Annotated in this window: 17 protein-coding genes and 1 tRNA gene; 5 read left to right on the top strand and 13 right to left on the bottom strand. The window is 54.2% G+C overall.

Translation table 11 applies throughout. From position 1 onward, the window contains the following. The first annotated feature begins 237 nt into the window (after positions 1-237). Positions 238-372, top strand: coding sequence for a hypothetical protein (locus QML71_RS01110; RefSeq protein WP_282010053.1), 135 nt, complete (start codon positions 238-240; stop codon positions 370-372). Between the two features lie 285 nt (positions 373-657). Here the strand turns inward: QML71_RS01110 and QML71_RS01105 are convergent, their stop codons facing one another. From QML71_RS01105 to QML71_RS01095, 3 genes are read right to left on the bottom strand one after another with little or no spacing between them, the layout of a single operon-like run. Then, positions 658-1,419, bottom strand: coding sequence for an amino acid ABC transporter permease (locus QML71_RS01105; protein ID WP_282010052.1), 762 nt, complete (start codon positions 1,417-1,419; stop codon positions 658-660). Between the two features lie 2 nt (positions 1,420-1,421). Further along, positions 1,422-2,249: a basic amino acid ABC transporter substrate-binding protein gene (locus QML71_RS01100; protein WP_282010051.1), complete on the bottom strand. Its 828-nt coding sequence runs from the start codon at positions 2,247-2,249 to the stop codon at positions 1,422-1,424. Next, on the bottom strand, positions 2,242-3,336 hold the full coding sequence (locus QML71_RS01095; RefSeq protein WP_282010050.1) for an ABC transporter ATP-binding protein: 1,095 nt from the start codon (positions 3,334-3,336) through the stop codon (positions 2,242-2,244). Before QML71_RS01095 ends, QML71_RS01100 begins: the two co-directional genes overlap by 8 nt. Positions 3,337-3,567: 231 nt before the next feature. On the opposite strand from QML71_RS01095, the gene purD reads away from it, so the two are divergent. Then, a complete protein-coding gene (gene purD, locus QML71_RS01090) occupies positions 3,568-4,839 on the top strand; it encodes a phosphoribosylamine--glycine ligase (protein ID WP_282010049.1) in 1,272 nt (423 codons plus the stop codon). 31 nt (positions 4,840-4,870) lie between these two features. Here purD and QML71_RS01085 read toward each other — a convergent pair whose 3' ends face one another. Next, positions 4,871-5,251 (bottom strand): hypothetical protein, encoded by a 381-nt coding sequence (locus QML71_RS01085; RefSeq protein ID WP_282010048.1) that lies wholly within the window; start codon positions 5,249-5,251, stop codon positions 4,871-4,873. A gap of 91 nt (positions 5,252-5,342) precedes the next feature. On the opposite strand from QML71_RS01085, the gene QML71_RS01080 reads away from it, so the two are divergent. From QML71_RS01080 to QML71_RS01070, 3 genes are all read left to right on the top strand, one after another. Next, on the top strand, positions 5,343-6,143 hold the full coding sequence (locus QML71_RS01080; protein WP_282010047.1) for an isoaspartyl peptidase/L-asparaginase: 801 nt from the start codon (positions 5,343-5,345) through the stop codon (positions 6,141-6,143). A gap of 182 nt (positions 6,144-6,325) precedes the next feature. Continuing rightward, positions 6,326-6,401: transfer RNA gene (locus QML71_RS01075), tRNA-Thr, on the top strand. Between the two features lie 213 nt (positions 6,402-6,614). Next, on the top strand, positions 6,615-7,817 hold the full coding sequence (locus QML71_RS01070) for an O-antigen ligase family protein (protein WP_282010046.1): 1,203 nt from the start codon (positions 6,615-6,617) through the stop codon (positions 7,815-7,817). A 316-nt stretch (positions 7,818-8,133) separates the two neighbouring features. On the opposite strand, the gene QML71_RS01065 is transcribed toward QML71_RS01070, so the two are convergent. The 9 genes from QML71_RS01065 to QML71_RS01025 form a co-directional block, all read right to left on the bottom strand. After that, complete coding sequence (locus tag QML71_RS01065; protein ID WP_282010045.1) at positions 8,134-9,108, bottom strand: MraY family glycosyltransferase; 975 nt, start codon at positions 9,106-9,108, stop codon at positions 8,134-8,136. Positions 9,109-9,376: 268 nt separating this feature from the next. After that, positions 9,377-10,354, bottom strand: a complete 978-nt coding sequence (locus QML71_RS01060; protein ID WP_282010044.1) for an NAD-dependent epimerase/dehydratase family protein — start codon at positions 10,352-10,354, stop codon at positions 9,377-9,379. Further along, on the bottom strand, positions 10,351-11,475 hold the full coding sequence (locus tag QML71_RS01055) for a glycosyltransferase (RefSeq protein WP_282010043.1): 1,125 nt from the start codon (positions 11,473-11,475) through the stop codon (positions 10,351-10,353). The genes QML71_RS01060 and QML71_RS01055 overlap by 4 nt, the downstream gene beginning before the upstream one ends. Then, entirely contained in the window at positions 11,472-12,605 is a 1,134-nt protein-coding gene (locus QML71_RS01050; protein ID WP_282010042.1) for a glycosyltransferase family 4 protein, read from the bottom strand. The genes QML71_RS01055 and QML71_RS01050 overlap by 4 nt, the downstream gene beginning before the upstream one ends. After that, positions 12,605-13,495: a GDP-mannose 4,6-dehydratase gene (locus QML71_RS01045; RefSeq protein ID WP_282010041.1), complete on the bottom strand. Its 891-nt coding sequence runs from the start codon at positions 13,493-13,495 to the stop codon at positions 12,605-12,607. The genes QML71_RS01050 and QML71_RS01045 overlap by 1 nt, the downstream gene beginning before the upstream one ends. Before the next feature lies 1 nt (position 13,496). Beyond that, positions 13,497-14,531, bottom strand: a complete 1,035-nt coding sequence (gmd, locus tag QML71_RS01040) for a GDP-mannose 4,6-dehydratase (RefSeq protein WP_282010040.1) — start codon at positions 14,529-14,531, stop codon at positions 13,497-13,499. 119 nt (positions 14,532-14,650) lie between these two features. Continuing rightward, positions 14,651-17,251: a sulfatase-like hydrolase/transferase gene (locus QML71_RS01035; protein WP_282010039.1), complete on the bottom strand. Its 2,601-nt coding sequence runs from the start codon at positions 17,249-17,251 to the stop codon at positions 14,651-14,653. 93 nt (positions 17,252-17,344) lie between these two features. Next, positions 17,345-18,757 carry a tRNA (guanine(37)-N1)-methyltransferase gene (locus tag QML71_RS01030; RefSeq protein ID WP_282010038.1) on the bottom strand — a complete coding sequence of 471 codons (1,413 nt, stop codon included), beginning with the start codon at positions 18,755-18,757 and terminating at the stop codon, positions 17,345-17,347. 255 nt (positions 18,758-19,012) lie between these two features. Continuing rightward, positions 19,013-19,201: a hypothetical protein gene (locus tag QML71_RS01025; protein WP_282010037.1), complete on the bottom strand. Its 189-nt coding sequence runs from the start codon at positions 19,199-19,201 to the stop codon at positions 19,013-19,015. Between the last annotated feature and the right edge of the window lie 47 nt (positions 19,202-19,248).

The raw sequence follows: 19,248 nt of genomic DNA, 5'->3' as shown, positions 1-19,248 counted from the left end.
GCTTTTTCCTTCTGGGTTCCCGGTGGGATCAAACGTTTTGCGCCACCTCTTACCTATCCCCTCCTTTTCAAGGAGGGGATTGAGGGGAGGTTACCAATGACCTTTCCTCTTTCCCGCACTGAAGAAAAACAGAGATTCTTCACTGCGTGCAGAATGACATATCGACCTCTCATCAGGACGCAATCCCGTTTATCGACCACGGTGCCATAGCCGGGGCAAATATGATAAAGTGAGCGCATGGACAACGACTCGCCAAAACCACCGCCGAAGCGCCAGGAAAACCCCATCTTCACCATCTGGGTTCATGTCGGCTACACCATCCTCGTCCTCTCCATGATCGGCTGGATGGTGTACATGGAATTCTTCATGTAGCGCCGGGTTGCACCCGGAGGCCGATGAGCTAATTCTCCCCTTCCCATTCGATAGTCCGTGGGCGCAGGCTGCGCCTGAGGCAAAGGGCTAATTCTCTCCTTCCATTTCGATGGTCCGTGGGCGCACTCCACAGTTTTCCTCCCCTCCTTCTCAAGGAGGGGATTGAGGGGAGGTTACCGATGCCCCTTCCCCTTTCAGCCAAGAAAGAAAACCATCGATTCTTTACTGCGTTCAGAATCACAACCACTATCTCAATTGCATTTGCCGGCTCCCGGCGCCGCCGGGTTAGTGAATGGCCACGCGGCGTTCCAGCAAATCCACGACTTTCGAGAACAACAGGGTCAGCAACAGGTAGGTGAGCGCCACATACGTGTACGTCTCAAAGTAATTGAAGTGCGTCGCCGCGTACTGATTCGCCACGCGCAGGATGTCGCTGATGGCGAGCACGGAGACGAGGCTGGTGTCCTTCAACATGCCCAGCGTCTGGTTGCCGATCGCCGGGATGATGGTCCGCCACGCCTGCGGCAGGATGATCTGAAACATCGCCTGCTGCGCGTTCATGCCGAGACTGCGCGCCGCCTCGCCCTGCTCCTTCGGCACCGCCTCGATCCCGGCGCGGAACACGTCGGCCATGTACGCGCCGTAACTGAAACCGAATCCCAGAATCGCCGCCAGCAACTTCGGCACCTGAAAGACTTCACCCAGCGCGTAATAGATGTAAAACAGAAACACGAGGAGGGGTATGCCGCGCAGGGCTTCGGTGTACAGGGACGCGGCCAGCTGCAAGGGACGTTTCCCCGACAGCTTGCCGAAGGAGACGATGAGGCCGACCAGGATGGCGGCAAGGCTGCCCGCCAGCGTCACCCCCAGCGTGTAGGCGATGCCAATGGGCAACAGCTGCATCAACCCCAGGTAACTGCCCGGCACGGCGCGCCCCATCAGCGCATCTTCCGCCGGCAGGTAGATGAGTAGAATGAAACTGGCCGCCACCACCAGGTTCCACGCCAGTTTGGAGACGGCACCGGATTGTTGCCGTGCGGAATCCATGCTCACGTGCCTTCCGGTTTCGCAATGGATTGCGGCACCACCGCCGCCCGGCCCAGTTCCCACTTGTCGTGCAGGCGTTGCACCGTGCCGTTGGCGAGCAGTGTCTGCAACGCGGCATTCACTCTATTTAATAATTCCGTTTCGCCTTTGCGCGCCACGATGCCGTAATGCTCCTCGGTCAAAATGTCGCCCACCATCTTGATCTCCTGGAACACCGCCGCGTCGTTGTTTTTGTAATACAGCGTGCCCGTGCTTTCGCCCAGCACGGCGAGGACTTCGCCCTTGATCAAATCCTGAATGGCGTGACCGTACAGTTCGTACGCCTGCTTGTTGAGCTTGGGATAATCTTCCAGATAAAAGTACGCCGTGGTGGCGCGTTGCGCGCCGACGGTGCCGCCGTTTGCCTGCACGTCTTGCAGCGACGCGACGCCCTCTGTGTCGCGCCGCACCACCAGCGACAGCCCGCTTTTGAGATACGGCACGCTGAACGCCATGCGTTCTTTTCTTTCGTCGAGGATGGTGACGGAACTGATGACGAGGTCGTACTTCTTCGTGATGAGCCCGCCGAACAGTCCGTTCCACTCGACATTGATGAGGTCGTACTCGAATCCCGCCTGCTTCGCCACCGCTGCGATGAGATCGACTTCGAATCCAGCGAGCCGGTTGGTCTCGTCCAGAAACGACATCGGCGGCAGGGTGGCGTCGGTGGCCACGATCAGCTTGCGCTTGGTATCGGTCGCGTCGCCGCCACAACCCGGCGCGAAGCCCATCACCGCACACCACAGCAACGCAGCCGTTACAACCCGGAGATGACGTTTCCAGTCAGGCATCGTTTTCATTCCCTTTCTCTCGCTGGTAGAGCAAGGTGTCTTCGATCGCAACTTCCACCCACACCCGCATGCCGACGCGCAGACCGGCATCGATGCCGTGCCGCACCTGTACCGTCACCGCCGGGCCGTGGAGCAACCGCACCCGGTACCGGGTGTGACTGCCGTAAAACGCTTTGTGTTCGAGCACGCCTTCCACTCGGTTCATCCCGGTGCGCGTACCGGGTTCGTCTGCCAGCCCGGCCCGTTCCGGACGGAAGAACACATCGACCGGCGTTCCCACCGGGAATCGCAATTCGCCTCCCGCCAGCAACTGAAGGCTGTCATCCAGCGTCACGCGGCATCCGGACGCGGCTTCGCTTTTCACCACGCCGGGCAGGCGATTGACCCCGCCCAGAAATTCGGCAACGAAGCGGTCCGCCGGACGGTCGTACAACTGTTCCGGTGCGCCCACCTGCAACAACTGCCCGTCTTCCAGAATGCTCATGCGGTCGGCGAGGCTCATGGCTTCTTCCTGATCGTGGGTGACGAATAAAAACGTAATGCCGAACGCCTTCTGCATCTCCACCAACTCGTCGCGCAGATTCTGGCGCAGGCTGGCGTCAAGCGCCGACAGGGGTTCGTCGAGCAACAGCACCTTGGGCCGATTGATGACGGCGCGCGCCAGGGCGACACGTTGCGATTCGCCGCCGCTCAACTGGTTCGGCCAGGCATGGCGCAACCCGGTCAGGCGCGTGATCGCCAGCAGCGCGTCGATCTTGTCTTGAATATCCTGTTCCGCTTCACCGCGGATGCGCGGCCCGACGGCGATGTTGTCGTACACGGTCTTGTGCGGAAACAGGGCGTGGCGTTGGAAGATGAAACCAATGGGACGGCGCTCGACAGGCAAGCTGTTGACGGCGCGGCCTTCTATGAAAATGCTGCCGGCATCGGGACGCTCGAACCCGGCGATGCAGCGCAGCAACGTGGTTTTGCCGCACCCGCTGCGGCCCAGCAAAACGAAACGCTCCCCTTCCCCGATCTCCAGCGAAAAGTCGCGGAGCACGGGTTTGCCGCCGAACGATTTGGACAGTCCTTCAATGCGGATCATAATGCCTTTCGCTTTAGGCTGTGCTCTCCGAATCAGCGTTCGCCCTCAATGCGTCAGCCCGTTTCCTCAGGCGTGGCCTGTTTCCTCAGGCGTCGCCTGCGTCTCAAAATAGCATGGATTGGCGGGGCTTGTGAGGCGGCACGATTAAAATTGTACGAGGTGGCGTTTTTCTATAAAATTCAGGCCAACTGAGGAACCGGAACTGAATAATATAATAAGGAACGGAGGGGCATGAAAATACTGGTCATCGGCGGCGGCGGTCGCGAACACGCGTTGGTGTGGAAAATCAAGCAAAGCCCCCTCGTCACCGAAGTCTTCTGCGCGCCGGGCAATGCCGGCACCGAGGGACTGGCCCGCAACATCTCCGTCTCCGCTACCGATCTCGATTCCCTGCTCGCCATCGCGCTCGAAAACCGGGTCGATCTCACCGTCGTCGGCCCCGAACAACCGTTGGTGATGGGCATCGTCGATCTGTTCGAAAGCCAGGGCCTGAAGATCGTCGGCCCCACCGCCCAGGGCGCACTGCTCGAAGGCAGCAAGGCCTTCGCCAAGGATCTGATGAAGACCCACAACATCCCCACCGCCGACTTCGACGTGTTCGAAGACAAGGACGCGGCGAAAGCGTATTGCCACGGCAAAGGGGCGCTGGTGGTGAAGGCCGACGGACTGGCAGCGGGCAAGGGTGTGTTCGTCTGCAAAAACGAAGCGGAAGCGGTGGATGCCGTTGAGCAGATCATGGGCGCAAAAACGTTCGGCGAGTCCGGCAACCAAGTGGTCATCGAACAATGCCTCGAAGGACAGGAGATCTCCATCCTCGCCTTCACCGACGGCCACACCGTGGTGGCGCTCGAAGCGGCGCAGGATCACAAGGCCGCGCTCGACGGCGATGCCGGTCCCAATACCGGCGGCATGGGCGCGTATTCGCCGACACCTGTTTTCACTCCCGCGCTCAAAGAGCAGGTGGTCGAACGCATCCTGCTGCCAACGCTGCGCGGTCTGCAAGAGCAGGACATTTTATATAAAGGCATTCTGTACGCGGGACTGATGCTCACCGCCGACGGACCCAAGGTACTGGAGTTCAACTGCCGCATGGGCGATCCGGAAACGCAACCGCTGATGATGCGGATGCAGTCGGACATCGTGCCCGCGCTCAAAGCCTGCGCCGACGGCACGCTCGAAAAAATTCATCTGGAATGGAAACCGGACGCGGCGGTGTGTGTGGTGATGGCCGCCGGCGGCTACCCCGGCTCGTATGAAAAAGGCCAGGCCATTTCCGGGCTGGCGCAGGTGGCCTCGATTCCGGAAGCGGTGGTGTTCCACGCCGGAACCAAAGTCGAGGGCGACCACATCGTCACCCACGGCGGTCGCGTGCTGGGCGTCACGGCAACGGGCAAAGACATCACCCAGGCCATCGACACCGCCTACCGCGCCGTCGATAAAATCCGCTGGGAGGGCGCGCACTTCCGCCGCGACATCGGGCAAAAAGCGGTGAAAACGCAATGAACGGGTGAGGGCGGCGCAGGAGTTGGCCGGATCAGTCCAGCTGCGGTTCTTTCAGGGTGTGGACGTCTTTCATTTTGCGGCTGAACACTTTGGCGGAGCCCCACCACGTCAGCCACGACACGGAGAGCACCAGGCCGATGCCGACCGACGCCCACAACACAACATTGCCGGACGCGGACACACCGCGCAGAAACACGAACATGCCCAGCGGCAGCGCCATGACGAAACCGAAACAGGTCAGCAGCATCGAGCTGCGCGCAAAGTATTTCGGCCGCACGTCGATGTTGAGCTGGCTCAAATATTTCTGGTTTTCAGGCACGGCGGCATCGAGCAGTTCGATCTCGCCTTCGCAGTTCGGGCAGTGCTTGCCGCCCCAGAATGCGTCTTTGCATTGCAGGCAGAATTTGACCATGCGTCGGGTCTCCGGATGGTATCTTGGCTATAATGAGTCCTCATCATAAACCAATCCCGCACCCGGGACCAAGCGGAAAGCGGCTTTTTTCATGACAACACACCGATACGCCCTGCTCGCCCACGGCGGTGCCGGGTCCGACAACGCCCATTCCGACGGCACCGACCGCGCCTGCGAACGCGGACTGATGCTGATGCAGGACGGAGCCAGCGCTGTGGACGCCGCCTGCGCCGCCGTCGAAATTCTCGAAAACGACGGCCGCTTCAACGCCGGGATGGGATCGCGCCGCCGCGACGACGGAGCGGTCCAGATGGACGCGGCGTGCATGGACGGCGCCCGGCACAAGTTCGGGGCGGTGGCGGTGGTTGAAGGTTTTCAGAATCCGGTGTACATCGCCCAGGCCCTGCTCGACGAACCGTATCATCTGTTGGCCGGGGACGGCGCGGCGCGCTACGCGGCGGAACGCGGCTTCACCGCGCTCGACGAATCCCACATGCGCGGCAACGGCGCGAAGAGCTCGGACACCGTCGGCGCCGTGGCGTGGGATGGCAAACAGTTCGCCGCCGCGCTCAGCACCGGCGGCACCGGCAACAGCTGGCGCGGGCGCGTCGGCGACGTGCCGCTGATCGGGTGCGGCTTATATGCCGGGCCCAGCGGAGCCGTTGCCGCCACCGGGCACGGCGAATCCATCGCCCTCAACATGACCGCCTACCGCGCCTACCAGATGCTGGAACAGGGCGCATCCGCTGACACCACCATGCAGGCCGTGCTGGGCTGGTTCGAGGCGGCGCAGGACATCGGCATCCTCGTGGTCGGCCCCAAAGACTGGGCCGGCGGCTCCAACCGCAGCATGGCCTGGTCGGGCAGGCACGGCCTGCAGCAAACGGGCTGATACCCGGCGGACGGACGCTGAACTGGGGGCGCAGGCTACGCCTGAGGAGAATGGCTAATGCGTTGAGGGCGAACGATGGCCGATGGGCGCAATTCAAGTTGAAATGCTTTGCAGGCCGGCGCCATTTCGGCATTGATTTTCGAGGCCAAAACCGCTTTAATACACAACTCCAACCCAAGCACGCCGACGTAGCTCAGTTGGTAGAGCAACTGATTCGTAATCAGTAGGTCAGCGGTTCAAATCCGCTCGTCGGCTCCATTTTTCAATAAGTTAGAGCCATCCACTTTAAAATAGATTTATTTAGTCGGCAAAGACTATTTTCTCGTCTCATTGACAGAGTGATTAGAAAAATGGAAAATCTGCAATAATGCCCAGCAATTTTTTCGGACTTAAAAGAAAATTTGTAGAATCAAAGCAGTTTTTCAAGGTTTTTGGCGGGTAGGTGGGAAGTTTCAGCCTGAAGGAAATTCAATGACCTGGTCCGAAAAGGCTCATCAAGCCGGGGTCTTCCTGACGATTGCCTTGGGCTTCGTCATTTCCCTGAGTACTTCCCTCACCGATCTATTAGCCATCCTGATTCTGACTTTATGGTTTCTTGCGGGACATCATAAAACCTTCATGGATCAAGTGGGAAATCCATTGGTCCGCGCATCCCTCCTTTTGTTTCTGATTTTCATCCTTGCAACGACTTACACACCGGCTTCTTTCGCCGAAGCAGGCAAGACGCTGAAAAAATATCGGGAGCTGTTGTATCTGATAGTTTTCATCCCCTTTCTATCCAAGGAACAGTATAGAACTTGGGCTCAATGTGCTTTTGGCCTGTCTATGGTGGTGACTCTGATCGTTTCATTTTATACCTTACTTTTTCCTCCGGAAAATCTAGCCCATGATTTCACTGGGAGTGCGTTTAAAGACAGAATTAACCATAGTTTTTTGTTGGCGGTGTTTCTATTTGGGGTGATTACCTATGCCTTCGCCAATAGACTTAACAAACGATATATGATTGGATTGATCCTGCTCTTTATTTTAGGAATGGTTAACCTATTTTTCGTGGCCGACGGAAGAACCGGATATGTTCTTTTTTATTTGCTCTTTATCTTATTTTTAGCTCAACAATTCAAATGGAGATTTACTATTTATGGATTGCTGGTAATTTTAATCTTCAATTTCGCATTGATCTCGATCCCAGGTCCCTATCAACACAGAGTGTACGAGACGGTGGATAACAGCCTTGAATATTTTAGGAAAGGAGATTCAGAAACTTCCACGGGATTGCGTTTGGAATTCATGGTCAATAGCTATCATCTGTTGAGCGAAAGACCCGTGTTTGGCCATGGGACGGGAAGTTTCAAACGTCAATATTCAAAATTAGCGGAGATCAAGAATCTCAAACACAAGACCGTTAACCCTCACAACGAATATTTGATGACAGGCGTGCAAACCGGACTGTTAGGACTTGGTGCTTTGCTTTATTTTATTTTCTGTCAGTTTAAATATTCATTCCGATTGAGCCCAGTGAATAAAAATCTTGCACTAGGGCTTGCGACGATCACAGCGGTGGGTTGCCTGGGCAATTCCATTCTCCTGGATCATACTCCGGGCGTTTTTGTTATTTATTTTACTGCCGTCTTTTTTTCTGCCTTAAATATTTCCGAAAAAACCAACCACACTTAGTGCTATCACTATTTTCAAAATCGAAATTGATTCATTTCGTCAATATTTAGATTGCACTCATTGAACCAATAGGAGCACTACCTTAAATGTCAACAGTACCTTAGCAAGGGGATTTCGTAGGGAGATTGCTCATAAGAGGACAATCCCCCAGCAGACGTTGTATTGCTGACAGAAAAAATACAGCGATGGGGAGAGCTTCCTTCAGCTCCGATCATCTGTGCCAATAAGGTAAGATCGCAACGAAAACAGCGTGGCAGAAACTGAAAGAACCGTATCGGCCAACATCATCAAAACATACTTAAGGGACGTAACAGCTTCACCAACCGGTTCGGTCATGCGTTCTCGAATCAGCCCGGGCAGGGTCAGGTCTTCCCGCGCCCAGCAAAACTGTCGCAACTATAAGGGGGACATAGGCCAACGCCAGCCAAACGATGGACCACTGTTGCCATTTGAGACAAGCCCACGCAAAAGGACCGAGCCACAGCAGGTTGATCGCTATGACCAGCAGTGTAACCGAACGGTGGCCTGACTTAGGCCTGCCGTTATCCCAACGGCGAGAAAGGCGCTGGTATGCATGACTGCAATGTCCCTCGTACCACCGTTCTCCACATAATATACGGGTTACCAGCGTGACGGTGGCATCCGTCACGAATACCGCCCCCAACACCAACCAGACAGCGTAACTCAACCATCCGGCCTGAATCGAAAGCAAGGCCAAGGCATAAATCATGAAAGCCAGCCAGGTGCTGCCACAATCCCCCATAAAAATCTTGGCGGGAGGCCAATTGAACAGCAGAAATCCTACCGTTGCAGCTACGATGCCTAGCATGAGCAGACACACTGAATTGTGCAGCACTTCAGGAAAAAAACCAACGGATAGCCCAGCGCCCACCACCAACATGAAAATAGCCTGTACGCTGGCAATGCCGTCAATGCCATCCATGAAGTTAAACAGATTGACCCACCACACGCCTGCAAACCACAAAAGCCCGAGTAAGACCCAGCCACCAACTCGGACTCCCTCCCCAACTAAGGAAAAGGGCGGAGTGAGGAAAAGATCAGGGAGTTCACCCATCAAGGCCAGCAATCCGCCGACAACCGCCACCTGCGTCCCCAATCGCACCTTTGCCGATAGGTGCTGGATATCATCCCTCAGCCCAACAACCGCCAAGGGCAGCGCTAATCCCAACACGGCTATAAGTTTGAGCCCCTCTTCTTCCGAAACAGAGTCTGGGGTGAGAAAATAAAACATGAAACCACCGGCCATCATTGAGGCCAGAACCATTCCCATCCCGCCACCACTGGGTATCAACCCTTCATGGGAATCCCTACCACTGGGGGCGTGCACCAGTCCTAAGGTGGGCGCATAATACAAAATAGTCCTGGTTCCAACCATGGATACTAGTGAAGTTCCAAGTAGCCAACCCCATTCCCACATACCCCTCCCCCCAAACTCTTGATATCGCCCTTTTAAATTAAAGGGCATCTAACAAAATGAATTTTACGGATGGTTTAGGAAATTCCAATAGATCAAGGTACAGCCAATAGAGAGAAACGCTTCATGAATCAGAAGAATCTTCCACCCTATCAACCATATCCGGCAATCCGTCAAAAAAAGTATTTTGCGAGAGCCACCCCAGCTCATTCCGAATACGGTCTGACCGGTAGCAGGCCGAACTCATCAGTCGGGACAACACAGCGGAATTCAGGGGCATGTTGCACTTGAATAATTTCCCTATCCAATCCCCAATCACCGCGCCCATACACAATACGTGTTCCGGGATATGCCAACGGGAAACCGGAACTCCAAACTCCTTGCACATCGCCTCATAGAGCATCCGGGTTGAATATCCTTGCCCGTCCTCAACAATATAGGTGCGGCCATTCGCTTTCGGGTTCTCCATGGCCAGCCCTGCCGCTGTAATCAGATCGTCCAGCGACACCATCGAACGCCGGTTGCCGAAATCAGGCAAAGGGGGAAAGCGGCCGCGTTTCACCGCCTGGAGCATACGAAACAGATTGCCCTTAACCCCCGGCCCATAGACCAACGCCGGACGCAGATTGCAGACATGCATCCCCGTTTTTACACCCGCCGCCAACACCCGTTGTTCCGCCATCCGCTTGGAATACCCATAGAGGTCTTTCGGGACGGGCTCCCAGGTTTCATCCACACACTCCCCGCCCGGATCGGCCACGGCCTTGACACTGCTGAAATAGACGAATCGAGCCACATTGGCATTGGCCGCCGCCATCAACAAGGCCTCGGTACCGGCCACATTGACTGACCAATAGCATTCCGCCTCCTTGCCCGTTAAATTGGTGTGCGCTATATTGGCAAGATGGAAAATCCCATCCACCCCGTCCATCAATCCATCGGGAAGGGGGGCGCTTCCAAGATCACAGCAGAACGCCTGGTCCCAAGGCCCCTCTTCAGGCCGGCGTGTCAACGCCCAAACCTCATGCTTCCGGTTGCGCAGGTAGTTGCACAGATGGCGTCCAATAAATCCAGCCGCGCCGGTCACCAAAAAACGGCTCATCCGCCTGCCAGCCTTCCATAGACCCGGGCATAGCGTTCCCCCATCAAGCGTCCAGTAAACAAGGTTTCATAACGCATCCGGGCCGATTCTCCCATTCGCACGGCCAGTTCTCCATCGCTGTCCAAGCGCAACATGGCCTCTCGCAGTTCATGAGCATTGCCGGGCTTGACAACAAAACCCGTCTCTCCATGGATATTGATATAGCTGGTTCCAGTACCAATCTCAGTAGAAATCAACGGTTTTCCGTGCATCGCCCCTTCCACCAATGTCACCCCAAAAGCCTCGGAGCGCAGGTGAGAGGGGAAAACCACGGCACGGCAGAGCTTCATCATGGCGACCTTCTCCGCATCGGTGACATGGCCGAGAAACCGCACATGCTCCAACCCCAAACGGCCGGCATGTGCCTTCAACTCTTGCTCAATCGGCCCGGCACCGGCGATCACACACGTTATCGAAGTTCCCTTCAGGGCATCCAATAGGATATGCAGGCCCTTGTAATACCTGAGTACGCCGACAAATAGAAAAAAGTTTTTGCCAAGCCTTTCACAGGTTGAGGCTGTTTCCTTTTCTGAGACCGGAGGATACATTTTTTCATCCAAGCCAATGGGAATCACTTCAACTTTCCCGGCATGCATGCTCAGATCTTCACTGGTTTTAAAATAGTTCTCAGAAGTCGGCACAATGATATCGACCCGGTTGAGAAACGCCCGCATCAATGGCCGATAAAGTTTCAGCAGATTCTTTTGGCGCACAATATCCGAATGATAGGTCACTACGGTGGGCTTTTTCACGCGGCATAAAAAATGGAGAAGATCCGCAAAAGGCCAAGGAAAATGATAATGCACAATATCAGCCCAATCGACCAACCATTTGAACCCATTGATGGCATCGATGGATACACCACAAGAAGCAATCTCAAACGTGCGGCGAAACCGATACACATTTGCCTCTTTTCGTTTAAGAACCGGTGGTTCGGGATTTGGGCTCAGCGTGCAAACCCGACTTTCGATTCCCAAATCAGCCGTGTTGTGGCAAATCTGGCGGATTACTTCCTCCAGTCCGCCCTGGGAATCCGGGAAATAAGTGCGGTAAAGATGCAATACCCGGACCTTACCGCTCAATAATCACCTCCACCGCGCAACTGCCGTTCCTCAACAGCTTCCTGAAAAACGGCCCACGTCTCTCGCGCGGCCTTTTCCCAGGTAAACCGTTCAGCGCGGGCTTTCGCTTTGGACGCCAGTTGCTCTCTATTCACGTCATTACCCAGCATGTACATCAAGCCATTGGCAATCGAAAACTCATCGAGTGGATCCACCAGTATTCCGGCATCTCCAGCGACCTCCGGCAAAGAGGATGTAGCCGAAGTCAATACCGGCACGCCAAACGACATGGCCTCCACCAACGGCAACCCGAAGCCTTCGTAGATGGATGGCATCGCCAGAAAGAGGGCATGAGAGTATAGCGTTGCCAGTTGGGCATCGTTTACATAACCGACTGCAAGCACATTTCCAACCAGCCCCCTCTCCCTAACGAGGGTATCGATATTCACTCCTCCCCAGCCCTTGCCGCCGGCAATCACCAGCAGAGCTTTATTCCTGATGGCCCCATTGATGTGTGCGTAAGCTTCCAATAAGCGGCGCAGATTCTTCCGTGGTTCCAGGGTGCCCACAAACAGGAAGTACGGACGATCAATCCCCATGCAGGCGAGTGACTGGAAGCCCAAAGGTTCCGGCAGTTCCGTCGCCCCTGGATACACCACCCGAATCCGATCACGCGACTCCGGAAATTCCTCCACGAGCCCGTTCAAGGTACTGTAAGAATCGGCAATGATCCGATCCGCTAAGCGCAGAGCCTCCGGCATGAGCTTTTTCTCAAGCCACCTGCTAAGCGGACGCATGGTGTCACCCGCGTGCTTCCAGACCAGGTCATGAATCGTGACAACCCGGGCTACGGAATCGGGTAAATAACGCGGCAACCGGTGCGTGGCACCCCAGAAGATATTGACTCGATCCTTCGCCGCCCAGTATGGAAGGCAACTCTGCGACCAAAGCATCCTCCCGGCCCTGCTACGAAAATTACCTGATCGAAGCACAACGTTATCTTGCCGCCACGGCCCAGCTAAAACCGGCCGCGGGCTGTAGATGTAGAATTCGCCTGGTTGTTCGACCAGCTTCCGTGTCAATTCCGCCGTGTACCGCCCGATTCCCGTAACCTTTTCGGAAAGAAGCCGGGCGTCAATACCCACCCTCATCAGTCATCCCCCTCAAACATCCAACGCAAGGTCTGCTCCAGCGGAATGGCATCCAGCTCGCCGATTGCCTTGAGCAGTTTTGCATTCGAACCACGCAAGCGCTTCACCTCGTTCTCTCGCACAAAAGCGGGGTTGACCTTGACTTGAATGGGGTATTCAGCAATTTCCGCCATCAAATCCAATACGTTCTCCAGAGTGACGGCTTTTCCCGAACAGATATTGAACGTTTCTCCGGGGGGTCCCCTCTCGATGAGCTGGCGGTAGGCACCGGCCACCGTCCTGACATCGGAAAAGTCCCGGGCGACATCCAGGTTCCCCAGTTCGATCTCTTTTGCGCCACGACGGAAGTGGTCCACGATCTTGGGAAGCAAGAAATTCCGCGACTGCCCTCTTCCCGTGTAGTTAAAGGGCCGGACAATCACGATGGGCAGTTTTTCCATCCACAGGCGGGCCATGCACTCCATCGCCAGCTTGCTCACCGCATAGTCGTTTGCCGGGTTCGGCGGCGCGTTCTCGTCGATGGGATCATCGGACGCATTGCCATAGACATTGGCACTGCTTGCCAACAACACCGCGCGTGGCGTCTTCCCACAATCCGCCAGGGCCTGAAGCAAGTGGCGGGTTCCCACCAGATTGGTGCGGTAGATGGACTCCGCATCCTGGTGCGCGGCAAAGGAAATTGCCGCCAGGTGCGCCACCACATCAGGTTGTACTTCAGAAATAACCTTTTGTACGGCGCCCTTGTCACAAATATCGGTCAAAAATTCGCCTGGCCCGGCAGGCGCTCCGTCATGGACCGTGCCGCACACCCGATACCCGGCCGCCTCAAGCTCCGCCGCCAGATACCTTCCTGTAAAACCATGCAGACCGGTAATGAGAGCCGTCGGCATGTTAGAAGGAATTCCCGTTTTTCACTCGGCGCAAATCCGATTCCACCATCATCGCGCAGAGTTCTTCGAGTGGGGTCGTCGCCCGCCAACCCAGCTTTGCCTTTGCTTTCTCCGCATCACCAATCAGCAGATCCACCTCAGCCGGGCGGTAAAAATGCGGGTTTATTTTGACGATGGTTGCGCCGGTTTTGGTGTCGAGCCCCTTCTCCTCCTTACCCGCCCCCTCCCAGGCGATATCGATATCCAGCGCTTTGCAGGTCATCTCCACAAAATCCCGCACCCGTTCGGTCCTGCCCGTGGCCAGCACGAAGGTATCCGGATCATCGAGCTGTAGCATGGCGTGCATGCCCTCCACGTAATCCCCGGCAAACCCCCAATCGCGCTTCGCATCCAGATTGCCGAGTTCAATGTGCGTTTGTTCTCCCAACTTCACCCGGGCCAAACCGTCAGTGATTTTGCGGGTCACGAATTCCCGGCCCCGCAATGGAGATTCATGATTGAACAGGATGCCGCTCGCCCCAAACATATTATAGGACTCGCGGTAATTGATGGTCATCCAATGCCCGAAGAGCTTGGAGACGCCGTAAGGACTGCGCGGGTAAAACGGGGTCTCCTCATTTTGAGGAACCGATTGCACCTTCCCGAACATTTCCGACGACGAGGCCTGATAAAATCGGATCTTGGGATTTACCATGCGGATGGCTTCCAGAATATTGAGGGAGCCCAGGCAATTGATCTTGGTGGTGGCCACCGGCTGATCGAAAGACAGGCCGACGAAACTCTGCGCGGCCAGGTTGTACACCTCGCCGGGCTGGGTGGTTTCCAGAAGACGAATGGCGGAGCTGAGGTCGGTCAGATCGTAATCGACAATATGCAGTTGGGGATGATCGGTCAGGCACAACTCCTGGAGCCGCCATAAATTGACCGAACTGGTGCGCCGGCACGTGCCATACACCTGGTAATCCTTTTTCAAGAGAAATCGAGCCAGGTAGGCTCCATCCTGCCCGGTGATACCAGTAATTACTGCTGTTTTCATTTATTCTCCTCGATAAACTTTATTGTCTTGCCAGGATTGGGAGACCGTAACCGTTCCTCAACCCTACGCAATGCCGCCACGAGGGCGGCGTGGATATTGAAATGCAATTGCAAAGCAATTCAACCCGACGAGGCCTTGGCCTCCAGCACAAGCTCCCGCGCGGCGATACCCAGCTTTCGAGAGTCTTCGGAAAGGCCGAGCTCGACCGGTGAGACCGGATTGCTGATTTCAAAGGCAATGTTGATCACTCCATCCTTATCGATCAGCGCGGCGGGAATCGGAGCCTCATACCAGCGTTCCCCCCGCATGGCCCATTGGGCGGTTTGTTGACTGTTCACCAACACCTTGATGGCTTGATGATCGATTTTTCCACCGGCCAGGAAAGCATGAGCGCGAAGACGCAGAACCAAATCGGTGCCAGAAACCTCCTTCAATTTAAAAGAAAGCACGGCTTTCGGGCCTTCCGACCAACGATGCCCCGACTCTTGTACGCTCCAGCCTGACAATACAAATTGACTCGAAGACCCTGTTTCTGAAAAGTCAAAAGGCTCTCCCGGCGTGATTCTTGCCAAAGATGATCCTTTCTTTTCCAGCACAAGCTCCCGCGCGGCGATACCCAGCTTTCGGGAGTCCTCGGAAAGGCCGAACTCGGCCGGTGAGGCCGGATTGCTGATTTCAAAGACGATATTGATCACGCCATCCTCATCGATCAGCGCGGCGGGAATCGGCGCCTCATGCCAGCGCTCTCCCCGCATGATCCATTCCGCGGTTTGTTGACCGTTCACCAGCACCTTGATGGTTTGATGATCGATTTTTCCAGCGGCGAGATAAGCCTGGGCGCGCAGACGCAGAACCAAATCCTGTCCGGGCCGATCTTCCAATTTAAAACGAAGCACGGCTTTCGAGCCTTCCGACCAACGATGCCCCGACTCTTGTACGCTCCAGCCCGGCAATGCAAGGTTTCGGGAAAACCCACTCTCAGTAAATTGAACGGGGTCCCCCGGCGCGATACCCTGTGATTGTGATAGTGAAACCTTATTTCTCGGTTCATATCTATACTTTCCCCACGCCCAGGAATCCATGTCATAGGCATGCCCCTTAACAAAATATTGGGTAATAGCTGGCATGTATTCTTCTTCCCATTCATGATACCCCCAGTTATAAAACAAATAGGTACGCTCACGTTTAAAGCTCCCTATTGCCGACTGAAATTCGGAACAATCCAGGTTTTTATTTTCAATCTCCAATAAACAGGCCAAATCCGAAAGGTACAGGGGGGCATCATTTACTGTAATACCGCTGTCAGCAAAAGGCTTTTTATGAAGCAATAATGCTAAAGATGAAGAATGGACTCTTTGGGGGATTAGGTTCAAAGCATCCTTTTCGATTTCCAGTCTCCTAACTGGAGGAACGCTCAGAGTTCCATGATCAGCCAAAATAATAATTTCAGCACTATTGTAGATATTCAGATCCTTGAGTTTTTCGATCATCCTTTCGGCAATTTTTAAGGCACCTCTGGCTTGCCGGAGAAATCCCTCCGAACCTTTTACAGGGTTATACTTAAGGGTTTCATCAATCCGCCATGGAGGGTGGGGGGCAAGAAAATGAATAAATCTGAAAACACCTTTGCCAGAATTGGATCCAAAATTCGCTTTTTTTTCAAAGAGCTCTAATAACCGGATATCCGTACCATGTGCACCCGGAGGATATTCATCCCTTCCAAAAAATGAAAGGAACCAATCTCCGTTATTATAAACAAGGGGTTTAATTACAGTTGGACTCACCTTAAACAGGGAAAAGTCGAGATACTTCAACCAAGACGAAAAATCGTTAACATTAAAATGGCGCAGAATGTCATTGCGCGTTACGGAATAGGGCTTAACCTCGCCAATAACCTTTGAATCATAACCCTCCTTTTTGAAATAATCCTTTATATTAAATTTAGAATAAGCAGTTTCCAAATATGCCGGAAATTCTTCCTCATTTTTATAAAGGCTTCCCGTAAGCAATGAAGGCAAACTAGCCCGGGTTGTAGGGTAATGACTGATCGTATTCCTATAAAATGTAAACCCATCTAGGAAGTCAACTTCTTCGGGATATCGATTTTTGATCAACTCAAAATAATCCGATTGAAATGTGTCGAACAAAAGAATAAGGATATTATTATCCGGGTGAAAATCTAAGGCCGTTTTGAGCTCATCCTCTTTTTCGGGGAACTTTTCTGCCGATTGATCCGAAATGGCAAAGTAGCCCAAAAGGATGGAAATAAAACCAACAAGATATATCCATTGCAGAAACAAGTGAGCAACTCGTGTTTTTCGTCCAGCAAAAACAAAGACGGAGAACAGCGCAATGATTGCCCAAACCAACCCTTCCCCCCACATGTGAAGGATCCACTGGCCCCAATCAATGCCACGGCCATCCAAGGGGCCGAGGTCCCACACAAAAAGTTGGCTTTGCACCCAACAGGCGGTCGAGAGGCCGACCAACAAACCGCTTAACCCCAAGTAAAACTTTGGATATTTACTTACAATCGTTAAAACGAGAAAAATCACAAGTATGCTGGCGACAAATATACCTGTAACTTGCCAGACAACCTCCGAAAGTGAAAACTTCACTTCTTCAATGTTGCCGAAATAGAAAGTTAACGGCGCCACCCAGATCGCAATAAATGGTAACACCGAAGCGATAGCCAAGCGCTCACTTACCGTTCCTTGCATGCTCAAACCTCTTTTATTATTACACAACACAAACCGCGTCCCTTTTATAAGGTCAGTCAAAACTTAATAATCAATTGTCCTCCTCCGGGTTCTCTACTTTCGTTTGCACAGAAACAGTGTCCTTCCGTTCCCAAGGTCGTGGCGGTCCATAAAGTCGAAGTGCCTGCCGAAACTCGACCGGAACTCATCAAACGTGTAGGGGAGATGCTCGCCGCGCCGGTTGATAAGGAGTTTGCGCACCATCGGGTCTTCCGGGGGAGGGAACTCGACCAGGAGGTGGGTTGTCATGGAGGCGAACCATTCGGCGACCAAGGAGAGCGGCACGTTGCAGGTAAAGACGAGGTGGTGGATGAGAGCAAGAGCAAGAGTCAGATCCGCAGTGCACCTCTCTCCGAGACTCAGCCGCTCCCGGTTATTCCATCCGAGCCCTGGCGTGGGATTGGCAAGGTCCATAGTGAGTGGCAAAATGCGCTTGTTTTCATCCTCAACGGAAAGGGACTGATAAAGGTACTCGGTGCAGGCGGGGTCTATATCCACGCTTACGACAAAGGCTCCATCTTTGGCCGCTATCTTCGAAAACTCGCCCACATTCCCCCCAATGTCCCAGACCATCTTTGGCTTTATTTGGGAGACCACTTTCTCGACATATCCGGATTTTTCTTCCACATCCTCGTCGCGATAGGTGCGTATCTCCCGGTATTCCTCCCAGATTTTTGAGGATCGCTTCCACCTTATTCCCTCAACGGTCTTGCGAAGAGAACGCACAAGCCCCAGAAGCCCCCGGTCCGAGACCTTCACCACCTTTTGTGTTTTCCCTTGGCCCCCGAGGTGTTCCCTCTTGTCCGCGCTCTCCTGAAACCGGCTATGGAGATTCAAGTGCATGAAAAGCCCTGGGCGGTAACGTTGCTTGAAGGGAAGCATCTTTATGGCAAGGTCTAAAGGATAGCCGTCGATATAACTCCTCCACAGAGAGAGCGTGCGTATATCGCAGTATGCAGCCACGGCAAGGGGAGCGAGGAAGTGGGAACAGAACTGCCGGTACGCCACCCACGGGCTGTCGGGTACGCGCCGCCCTATAGAAAGAGTATCTATAAGACGAAGCCTCTCCCCATCGAACTGGACGTTAAAGGCGCTCGCATCACGAAGCCAGAAACCCTCAGGAATAAGCATTTCCATACAGTCGAGGTGCAGGAGGGCTGCGTCCTTGAGCATGGAAAAGGACCATTCGAAGGGATAGCTTACCATGGGGAGCCGCTTCGGGTGGTTCAGGCAATAGACGGCATCCTTAAGGCCCAAACCCGCTGGGTTCACTTCTTCGTGAGGTTGCAATAAACCAGCACTCATGAGCTTTTTATAGATGCCGCCATTGGCTGCAGCCTCATAGTCCGTCACCCCATTGGCAAAGATGCACCTGTAAATCTCACCATCTTTGTTAAAGACATAGCCTCGAGAGTCTCGAAATGACCCTGGATCTTGGATTATCGGAAGCTCCCGGGTTTCACTCATCGTCATTACGATCCTTCTCTTTTTTAAAGAACGATTTTATACGTTGCTAATAAGCACCCATGGTTGCACCTACGGCTAATAGGGCGGCAATAATCCCCTGAAGAATCATACTCCCCGTGCCTGGGTCTAAGTAAGCTTGTGTAACCAGTAAAAATAAGTGTGCTTTCCCCATAACGTTTCCCTCCTTGAGAAATTTTCAATATTGTTTTCGATTCGGGAAATTATCTGCCATAATTTGGCCTTCTTGTATTCCGGCTATTTGAGCAAAATCATCTGCAACAATTGTTGCGCGCTCTGTTCCCACGTCAGCCAGGGCATGCTGTCGGATTTGGGATGGTCTCCCTTCTTATAAAGCGCCATCCAATTCTGGACCGCCGTTGCCAGCGCCTCCGGTTGCTTACCGGAAAAATAAAAGGCATGCCCGCCCGCCACCTCCCGGAACACGGGGATGTCCCGGGCAATAACCGGTAACCGGTGTTAGCTCCTTCAAT

This window comes from Nitrospina watsonii, from assembly GCF_946900835.1.
In the GTDB taxonomy this organism is placed as follows: Bacteria; Nitrospinota; Nitrospinia; order Nitrospinales; family Nitrospinaceae; genus Nitrospina; species Nitrospina watsonii.
This window is presented reverse-complemented; position numbering and strand designations above follow the sequence as displayed.

Bases quoted from the DNA above. Each gene is read 5' to 3' on its own strand.
- QML71_RS01110 (WP_282010053.1), top strand. From the start codon at position 238: ATGGACAACGACTCGCCAAAACCACCGCCGAAGCGCCAGGAAAACCCC.
- QML71_RS01105 (WP_282010052.1), bottom strand. From the start codon at position 1,419: ATGGATTCCGCACGGCAACAATCCGGTGCCGTCTCCAAACTGGCGTGG.
- QML71_RS01100 (WP_282010051.1), bottom strand. From the start codon at position 2,249: ATGCCTGACTGGAAACGTCATCTCCGGGTTGTAACGGCTGCGTTGCTG.
- QML71_RS01095 (WP_282010050.1), bottom strand. From the start codon at position 3,336: ATGATCCGCATTGAAGGACTGTCCAAATCGTTCGGCGGCAAACCCGTG.
- purD (WP_282010049.1), top strand. From the start codon at position 3,568: ATGAAAATACTGGTCATCGGCGGCGGCGGTCGCGAACACGCGTTGGTG.
- QML71_RS01085 (WP_282010048.1), bottom strand. From the start codon at position 5,251: ATGGTCAAATTCTGCCTGCAATGCAAAGACGCATTCTGGGGCGGCAAG.
- QML71_RS01080 (WP_282010047.1), top strand. From the start codon at position 5,343: ATGACAACACACCGATACGCCCTGCTCGCCCACGGCGGTGCCGGGTCC.
- QML71_RS01070 (WP_282010046.1), top strand. From the start codon at position 6,615: ATGACCTGGTCCGAAAAGGCTCATCAAGCCGGGGTCTTCCTGACGATT.
- QML71_RS01065 (WP_282010045.1), bottom strand. From the start codon at position 9,108: ATGGGAATGGTTCTGGCCTCAATGATGGCCGGTGGTTTCATGTTTTAT.
- QML71_RS01060 (WP_282010044.1), bottom strand. From the start codon at position 10,354: ATGAGCCGTTTTTTGGTGACCGGCGCGGCTGGATTTATTGGACGCCAT.
- QML71_RS01050 (WP_282010042.1), bottom strand. From the start codon at position 12,605: ATGAGGGTGGGTATTGACGCCCGGCTTCTTTCCGAAAAGGTTACGGGA.
- QML71_RS01045 (WP_282010041.1), bottom strand. From the start codon at position 13,495: ATGCCGACGGCTCTCATTACCGGTCTGCATGGTTTTACAGGAAGGTAT.
- gmd (WP_282010040.1), bottom strand. From the start codon at position 14,531: ATGAAAACAGCAGTAATTACTGGTATCACCGGGCAGGATGGAGCCTAC.
- QML71_RS01035 (WP_282010039.1), bottom strand. From the start codon at position 17,251: ATGCAAGGAACGGTAAGTGAGCGCTTGGCTATCGCTTCGGTGTTACCA.
- QML71_RS01030 (WP_282010038.1), bottom strand. From the start codon at position 18,757: ATGAGTGAAACCCGGGAGCTTCCGATAATCCAAGATCCAGGGTCATTT.